8 protein-coding genes are annotated in these 7,632 nt (G+C 73.3%); 3 read left to right on the top strand and 5 right to left on the bottom strand.

What is annotated here, in order from left to right; all coding sequences use genetic code 11:
• Window positions 1–475: 475 nt before the first annotated feature.
• The 3 genes from AB0J33_RS26155 to AB0J33_RS26145 form a co-directional block, all read right to left on the bottom strand.
• Window positions 476–1,120 carry a response regulator transcription factor gene (locus AB0J33_RS26155; protein WP_363616894.1) on the bottom strand — a complete coding sequence of 215 codons (645 nt, stop codon included), beginning with the start codon at window positions 1,118–1,120 and terminating at the stop codon, window positions 476–478.
• Window positions 1,111–2,271 (bottom strand): histidine kinase, encoded by a 1,161-nt coding sequence (locus tag AB0J33_RS26150; RefSeq protein WP_363616892.1) that lies wholly within the window; start codon window positions 2,269–2,271, stop codon window positions 1,111–1,113. The genes AB0J33_RS26155 and AB0J33_RS26150 overlap by 10 nt, the downstream gene beginning before the upstream one ends.
• 90 nt (window positions 2,272–2,361) lie before the next feature.
• Window positions 2,362–3,144: a DedA family protein gene (locus AB0J33_RS26145; protein ID WP_363616890.1), complete on the bottom strand. Its 783-nt coding sequence runs from the start codon at window positions 3,142–3,144 to the stop codon at window positions 2,362–2,364.
• Between the two features lie 82 nt (window positions 3,145–3,226).
• Between AB0J33_RS26145 and AB0J33_RS26140 the strand changes: the two genes are divergently transcribed.
• The 3 genes from AB0J33_RS26140 (at window position 3,227) to AB0J33_RS26130 (ending at window position 5,407) form a co-directional block, all read left to right on the top strand.
• Window positions 3,227–3,925 (top strand): carbon-nitrogen hydrolase family protein, encoded by a 699-nt coding sequence (locus AB0J33_RS26140; RefSeq protein ID WP_363616906.1) that lies wholly within the window; start codon window positions 3,227–3,229, stop codon window positions 3,923–3,925.
• Window positions 3,926–3,981: 56 nt separating this feature from the next.
• Window positions 3,982–4,815 carry an MOSC N-terminal beta barrel domain-containing protein gene (locus AB0J33_RS26135; protein ID WP_363616888.1) on the top strand — a complete coding sequence of 278 codons (834 nt, stop codon included), beginning with the start codon at window positions 3,982–3,984 and terminating at the stop codon, window positions 4,813–4,815.
• Window positions 4,816–4,906: 91 nt separating this feature from the next.
• Complete coding sequence (locus tag AB0J33_RS26130) at window positions 4,907–5,407, top strand: DinB family protein (RefSeq protein WP_363616886.1); 501 nt, start codon at window positions 4,907–4,909, stop codon at window positions 5,405–5,407.
• A 22-nt stretch (window positions 5,408–5,429) separates the two neighbouring features.
• Here the strand turns inward: AB0J33_RS26130 and AB0J33_RS26125 are convergent, their stop codons facing one another.
• Together AB0J33_RS26125 and AB0J33_RS26120 are read right to left on the bottom strand one after the other, a co-directional pair.
• Window positions 5,430–6,071 carry a histidine phosphatase family protein gene (locus tag AB0J33_RS26125; RefSeq protein ID WP_363616884.1) on the bottom strand — a complete coding sequence of 214 codons (642 nt, stop codon included), beginning with the start codon at window positions 6,069–6,071 and terminating at the stop codon, window positions 5,430–5,432.
• 33 nt (window positions 6,072–6,104) lie between these two features.
• Window positions 6,105–7,550, bottom strand: coding sequence for a protein kinase (locus tag AB0J33_RS26120; RefSeq protein ID WP_363616882.1), 1,446 nt, complete (start codon window positions 7,548–7,550; stop codon window positions 6,105–6,107).
• Between the last annotated feature and the right edge of the window lie 82 nt (window positions 7,551–7,632).

Here is a 7,632-nt window from a genome sequence, read left to right as displayed (position 1 = left end):
TCCTTCGGGGGTAGGACACCCCGGCCGCCAAACAGGGGGACGGCGGTCAGGGTGTGAGCACCTCGTCCGGCGCTGCACAAACAAGGGGAAAGTCTTTGCGGGGGTGACGCCTACGGTTACTCGGCGTCGGGGTCGGCGACCTGACGAGCGGGGGCTCGTGGCGCCGGAACCGTGTGTAACGACCCACGGGCCGGGGTCATTCCCGGGGGCTTGCCCCTAGCTCGGGCGGTGCCCCGAACGGGGCCGGTCGCGGGGACTGCAACGACCGGACGCGGGCCGGCATTCCAACCCGCACGACCCATCCCCAGGCCGTGAAGGCGGGGAGCGTGGGCCGGTGGTGCTGCGATCGTCAGGGTGTGTAACGACCCCGACCCGGCCGCGATTCCGGCCCACGGGTGCGGCCCGCCACACCCCAGCACCACCCGGAACCGGGCAAACCACCCAGGGTCACCCCGTCAGCTGGGCGGCGGGCGGGTCAGGTGCCCAGGTAGCGCAGGATGGCGAGGATTCGCCGGCTGTAGCCGGTCGCTTCCGTGAGGTCGAGCTTGTCGAAGATGGCGTTCACGTGCTTTTCCACGGCGCTCTGCGATACGTGCAGCCGCTGGGCGATGGCGAGGTTGGTGTGGCCCTGGGCCATCTCATGCAGCACGTCCCGTTCGCGTGGCGTGAGTCGACCGAGCGGGTCGGGCCGTTGCGAGCCGGCCACCACCTGACGGACCACCTCGGGGTCGAGGGCGGTGCCGCCGGCGCCAACCCGGTCGAGTGCGTCGAGGAAGTCGTCCACCTGGGCGACCCGGTCCTTGAGGAGGTAGCCGACCCCCTCAGGACGGTCCGCGAGCAACCGGCCGGCATAACGCCGCTCGACGTACTGGGAGAGCACGAGGACGCCGGTGTCCGGCCAGCGTCGACGGATCTCCAGGGCGGCACGCAGACCGTCGTCGGTGTGGGTGGGGGGCATCCGGACGTCGGTGACCACCACGTCGGGACGGGACCGTCCGACCGCCTCGACAAGCTCGGCCGCGGTGCCGACCGCCGCGAGCACCTCGTGGGCCTCCTCGGCGAGCAGCCGCGTCAGGCCCTCCCGGAGCAGCGTCGAGTCTTCGGCGAGAACTAGTCGCACGGCAACTCCACCAGCACGTCCGTCGGGCCACCGGCCGGGCTGGTCACCCACAGCCGCCCGTCCTGCGCGGCTGCGCGTCGCGCCAACCCGGACAGTCCACGCCCGGCCGGGTCCGCACCGCCGACGCCGTCGTCGTGCACGCGCATCCGGACCCACCCCTCCCGTGCCTCGATCTGAACCGTGACCAGGCTAGCGGCGGCGTGCTTCGCCGCGTTCGTCAGCGCCTCGCAGGCCACGAAGTAGAGCACCGTCTCGATCTGCCGATGGGGGCGTACGGGCAGCTGGCAGGTGATTCGCACCGGCACCTCGGAGCGGCGGGCGACGATGGCCAGGACCTCGCCCAGTTCGCTGCCGTCGAGTGCGGACGGGTAGACCCGCCAGGCCACGTCGCGCAACTCCTCGACGGCCCGCTGCACGTCCTCGTGGGCCTGGGCGAGCAGTGCGCGGGTGCGGTCCGCGTCGCGGGCGCGCCGGGCCCGGCCGAGCAGCATGCCGAGGGCCACCAACCGCTGCTGCAGGCCGTCGTGCAGGTCGCGTTCGATGCGCTGCCGTTCCGCGTCGACGGCGGCGATGACGCCCGCTCGACTGGTGGTCAGCTCCTGAACCCGCCGGGTCAGCTCGGCCCTACTTCCCGGCCCGAGCAGTCGTCGAGCCAGCCGGACGTCCAGCGCGGCGACACTGGCGAGAGCCTGGACGTTGAGCAGGAGCAGCACCGCCCCGACGGCGACCTGTGACAGGGCGTCGAGGAGGGTCAGCTCACCGCGCACCGCCGCGCGTAACACGATCCCGGCCAGCACCACGCCGACGCCGAGCACGGCGTACGCCAGCAGGCCGAGTGTGCCGGGTAGCAGCCGGGCGGCCAGGTAGCCGACCTGTCGCCCGGTCGGCACGTCGTGCGGTGTCGGCAGTTCGTCCGCGCCGAGCAGCCCGGTGAGGCGGTGCCGTTCCAGACGCAGCAGCCGAACCGCGTACCTCTCGGTCAGATCGCGAAGCCGGTGACCGGCCACCGGCACGAGCGCGGAGGCGGTGAACGTGACGGCGACGACGGCCAGGAAGGCAAGCTCGACGGCGGCCGTCGCGATCCCGACGGCGACGCCGACCGGAAGCCGGAGTCGGCCCCACCACGGGCCGGTTCGTCGCTCCTCCGCCACCTTGCCCCTTCCGTGCCGCGCACCGCCCGATAGCCCACTCGCCGAGCCATCAGGGGTGCCGGCAAGCCCTACCGCGCCCACCCTGACTCGTCAGCGCTCGTCGGAGGCCCAGGATTCGCTTCGGTAGAGGGTGCCGCGACCGCCCGGGTCGGGCACGGAGTTCAGTGGGCGCGGCTCGGCGTCGGTCGGCTCGGGGTTCCGCGCGGCGCGGCGGGCTCGCAGCACGCGCGACCCGACGAACCAGGCGACGGCCGCCGCGCAGACCACGATCACCACGTTCTGGAGTGTGCCGACGTACCCCTCGACGAGGTGCCAGTTGTCCCCGAGCAGGTAGCCGGCGAGGACGAAGGTGGTGTTCCAGATCAGGCTGCCCAGGGTGGTGTAGAGCAGGAAGGTCTGCACCGGCATCCGCTCCACGCCGGCCGGGATGGAGATCAGACTCCGGAAGATCGGGATCATCCGGCCGAAGAAGACCGCCTTCACGCCGTGCCGGAGGAACCACGCCTCGGTCCGGTCCACGTCGCTCAGCTTGACCAGCGGTAGCCGCGCCACGATGGCACGCATCCGGTCGCGCCCCAGCGACGCGCCGATCAGGTAGAGCGCCAACGCGCCCACCACCGAGCCGAGGGTGGTCCAGAAGATCGCACCGACCAGACTCATCCGGCCCTGCGCGGCGACGAAACCGGCCAGCGGCAGGATCACCTCGCTGGGAATGGGCGGGAACAGGTTCTCCAGCGCCACCGCCAGACCGGCGCCGGGGCCGCCGAGCCGTTCCACCAGGTCACTGACGTAGCCGACGATCCCACCCTGGGGTGGTTCAGCGGCGGCGCTGGAGGTTCCGGTGGCGAGCACGGCGTGGGACATTCGAATCATGCCCCCACGCTACGAAGCGATCCTGAGAGTCGACCATGAGGCCGACCACCGGGCCGCGCGGGCCGACCGCACCGCTGGGGGTGTGGAAGACCGCACCCCGCTGCGGCTCGCGGTGGCGCAGCCGCCGTGCGTACCCCTGGATGTCGCGGAGAACGCGCGGTCGCACGCCGTCGCGGTCCGCGCGGCGCGTGCCCGGTTGGTGGTCTTTCCGGAGCTGTCGCTGACCGGGTACGAGTTGGCGGCACCGGTCGTGTCGGTCGACGACCCGCGGTTGGCGCCGCTGGTCGAGGCGTGCGCCGAGACGGGCACGTTGGCCCTGGCCGGTGCGCCGGTCGCGGGTGAGCACATCGCGATGCTGGCCGTGACCGGGGACGGTGTGGCGGTGGCGTACCGGAAGGTGTGGCTGGGGGACGCGGAGGCCCGGCGGTTCCGGCCCGGCGACGCGCCGGCGGTGTGCGATGTGGACGGTTGGCGGGTGGGGTTGGCGATCTGCAAGGACACCGGTGTGGCCGCGCACGCGGCGCGGACCGCGGCGCTCGGCATCGACGTGTACGCGGCGGGCGTCCTGGAGTCGGCGGGCGACGCGTCCGTGATCGACCAGCGGGCCCACCGGGTCGCCACCACGCACCGGGTCTGGGTGGTGGTGGCGAGTTTCGCCGGGTCGACCGGCGGTGGCTACACCGAGGCGGCGGGGCGGTCGGGCATCTGGGCGTCCGACGGCGAGGTGTACGCCCGGGCGGGCATCGACCCGGGCGAGTCGATCACCGCCAGCATCGACTGACCGGCCGCCGTAGGTGGCCCGACCGTGGCGGCGACCCGCGCGGCTAGGGTGACGTCATGATCTCCGGACGAGTGGTGCGGCTGCGGCGGTACCCGGTGAAGTCGCTGCTCGGGGAACGCCTTCCGGCCGCCGACATCGACGAGACCGGCGTCGCGGGTGACCGCCGGCTGGCCCTGCTGGACCAGACCAGTGGGCGGGTGGCCAGCGCCAAGCAACCCCACCGTTGGCGCGGCCTGCTCACGCTACGGGCGGCCGGCGGGGCGACCGACCCGGTCCGGGTCACCCTGGCCGACGGCCGACAGCTGTCGGCCGAGGACCCCGACATCGACGCGGTGCTCAGCGCGGCGGCGGGCCGCCCGGTGACCCTGGTCGACTCCGTACCGGCCGGCGCAACCCTGCTGCGCTCCCACCCGGAGGCGGTGCTCGCCGCCGGCCTGACCGACGAGGTCCCGGCCGACGAGAGCCGGCTCGGGTCGGTGCTGCCCGGCACCTTCTTCGACTTCGCTCCGATTCACCTGGTCACCACCGCGACCCTGGACCGGATCGCCGGGCACCTACCCCCCGGGGCGGGGACGGTGGAACGCTACCGGCCCAACCTGGTGCTCGACACGGACACGGCTGCCTTCGCCGAGAACAGCTGGGTCGGACGGGAACTGCGGGTGGGCCCGGACCTGGTTCTCGCCGTGCTCGCCCCGACGCCGCGCTGCGCGGTGCCGACGCTCGCGCACGGCCCGCTGCCCCGCGAGCCCGAGGCGCTGCGGGTGCCGGCCCGGCTCAACCGGATCGAGCCGCTGCCCGGAGCGGGTCCCCAGCCGTGCGTCGGCGCGTACGCGAGGGTGGTCCGTCCTGGCCGGGTGGCGGACGGCGACCGCGTCGTGGTCGGTTCATGAGCGCTGTCCCCCGGCTGTCCGTGGCGCTGCCGTCTCCGTCGGCCGGGGTGCCGTGTTTGCGCGTCGCCGACGAGGTTGAAATGCTTCCGGGGTGACCTCCTTTCCGGGAACCTTCGCCGATGACGTCGTCGGCCGTTCAGCCCAGGCGCAGCTCGAGGCGTTCATCGACGAGCACCGCTGGGCGCTCAACGGCTACCTGGACGGGCTGACCGAGGAGCAGGCACGCCGGTCGTTGGTGCCGTCCCGGACCACGCTGCTCGGCCTGGTGAAGCACGCCGCGTTCGTGGAGAAGGTCTGGTTCGACGAGGCGGTCACGTGCCGGTCGCGCGCCGAGATCGGCATCCCCCCGACGGCGGACGACTCGTTCATCCTCGACGACGGCGACACGATCGCCACCGTCCAGCGCGCGCACCGCGCGGCCTGCGACGCCTCCCGCCGCGCCACCTCCACGCTGGGTCTCGACGACGTGCTCCGCGGCCACCGGCGCGGCCCGGTGCCGCTGCGCTGGGTCTACCTGCACGTGCTGCGGGAACTCGCCCAGCACTGCGGGCACGCGGAGATCCTGCGGGAGCAGATCCTCGCCGCCGAATAGCTCCGCCGCCCGGCGACACCGGTCAGCGTCTGGCCCACCCGCCGACGTCGGCGAAGCGACGCAGCGTCCACCGGGCCGGCGGCCAGCCGCCGGGGTCGTGGTCACTGGTCCATTCGGTGATCGAGGCCGGGGCCACGTCCAGGTCGAACGCCCGGAAGACCGGCTGCGCGGCGAGGGCGTGGAACGCGCCCTCGACGGTCTCACTGTGGCCGACGAGGACCACTGTGGAGCCGCGGTGCCGGTGGGCGATCTCCATGATCGCGCGACTGACCCGCACCACCAGTTCGGCCCAGCTCTCGTTGCCCTCCTCAAACGGCCGGAACACACCGCCCCCGGGCACCGCGTGTTCGGTGCGGAAGCGGGCGACCGGCAGGCCGTCGGCGTACGGGGGCGTGTGCCAGGTGCACAGGCCGCAGTCGGCCACGGGTCGGACGCCGAGCGCCGCGCCGATCGGTTCCGCGGTCTCGACGGCCCTGCGCAGCACGGACGAGTAGACCGCCACCGGACCGTCGGCGGCGACCTCACCGGCGAGCCGGTTGGCCAGGTCGTGTGCCTGCTCGTGGCCGAGCGGGGTGAGGCCCCGGCAGCCGCGTGGTCCGCCGACGATCCCCTCGATCTGATGGACCGACTCGCCATGTCGCACGAAGATCAGACGTGTCCGCATCGGGACATCATGCCAGCGGCATCGACGCAGGTATCAGTCGTCCGTACGACCATTGGAGAAGCCGTCGGCCTGGGTGAGCAGAGCGTCGAGTTGAGCGGCCGTCCGCGCTGGCAGGCGGTCGCGTTCCGCCAGCTCGGCGATGTGCTCGCGCAGGTCGGCGACGCGCTTTGCCCGGTCCCTGGTGTGGCGGCTGAGGTCGGCGAGATCGTCACGCAGCTCGTCGGCGGTCTTCCGTTCGACGTCGCCGCGCGCGACCGCGCCGGCGAGGACGGCGGCGAACTCGCTGGTCACCTCCCGGAAGCTGACCGGCACCTGCTGCCCGACGGTCGGGGGCGCGGTGCTGGCGGGGGGCGCCGGCGAGGATGGTACGGCCGGTGTCGGCGAGTGCGTCGTGGCCGCGGGCGACGGCGCGGAGGTCGACGGCGGCCCGGCGATCTCGGCCGGGTCGGGTGTGCTCGGGTTGTTGAGCGGATTTTCCGCGAGCAGCGCGCCGACGCCGATCAGCACGGCGAGAACGGCCGCGACGAGCACGGCGAGGGGCCGACGCGATCGGCGGCGGGCCGGCGCGGCGGCCACCTGGGCGGGGCGGGCCACCACCGATCGGTCGATCAGGGTGGGCGGGTGGGCGGCCGGCCGGAGGCGCAGCAACTCGGTGGGCGGTTCGACCGGCTGACCGGCGCCGAATCGGCGGGCCAGGTGGGCGGCGCTCGGTCGGTCGGCCGGGTTGGCGGCCAGGCAGGCGACGGTCAGCTCGGCGATGTCGGCGGGTAGGCCGGGCACCCGCAGCGGTGGCACCGGAGTGCCCTGCCGGTGCACCTCCAGCGCGTCCTCCCAGCTCTGCACGGGTAGTGGCGCCCGCCCGGTGAGGGTGCGGTAGAGCAGTGCGCCGAGGGCGTACACGTCGCTCGCCGGGTCGGGTGGGCCGGCGGTCAGTCGCTCCGGGGCGAAGTAGGCGGGGGTGCCCATCAGCGGTTCGCCGGACTGACTGTCGAGGCTGCCGAGGGCGGCGATGCCGAAGTCGAGCACCTTGGCACCGGTGTCGGTGAGCATGACGTTGCCGGGCTTGACGTCGCGGTGCACGACACCGATGCGGTGCGCGGCGGCCAGCGCGGCGGCGATCTGCCCGGCCACCCGGACCGCTTCCGGCCAGGGCAGCGGCCCGGTCCGCAGCCGGTCGGCCAGGTTGTGGCCGTCGACGAACTCCATCACCAGGTACGGGACCACGACGCCGCCGGCCAGGGTCGCCTCGGCGTAGTCGTACACCTGGGTCACGTGGGGGTGGGTCAGCCGGGCGGCCGCGCGGGCCTCGCGTTGGATGGTGGCCCGCAGTTGCGGATCGGTGGCGAACTGCCCGGCGAGCACCTTGATCGCGACGGGTCGGCCGAGCACCTCGTCGTCACCGCGCCACACCTCGGACATGCCACCGAGACCGATCCGCTCGTGCAGTACGTAGCGGTCGTGGAGGCGGAGAGTGGGCATGAACGGCGACATGGCTTCCCCAGTCTGCCTGGCAACGCCCTACTCGACCACTCTGCGTGCCCGACCCCACACGGTTCGTCCC

The sequence above is a fragment of the Micromonospora sp. NPDC049645 genome (genome assembly GCF_040675155.1).
Taxonomy (GTDB): Bacteria; Actinomycetota; Actinomycetes; order Mycobacteriales; family Micromonosporaceae; genus Micromonospora.
The sequence above is the reverse complement of the archived record's forward strand: the minus strand, read 5'-3'. Positions and strand labels throughout refer to the sequence as shown.

Excerpts from the sequence above, each read along its gene's own strand:
- AB0J33_RS26120 (WP_363616882.1), bottom strand. The coding sequence starts at position 7,550 with ATGCCCACTCTCCGCCTCCACGACCGCTACGTACTGCACGAGCGGATC.
- AB0J33_RS26145 (WP_363616890.1), bottom strand. The coding sequence starts at position 3,144 with ATGATTCGAATGTCCCACGCCGTGCTCGCCACCGGAACCTCCAGCGCC.
- AB0J33_RS26135 (WP_363616888.1), top strand. The coding sequence starts at position 3,982 with ATGATCTCCGGACGAGTGGTGCGGCTGCGGCGGTACCCGGTGAAGTCG.
- AB0J33_RS26125 (WP_363616884.1), bottom strand. The coding sequence starts at position 6,071 with ATGCGGACACGTCTGATCTTCGTGCGACATGGCGAGTCGGTCCATCAG.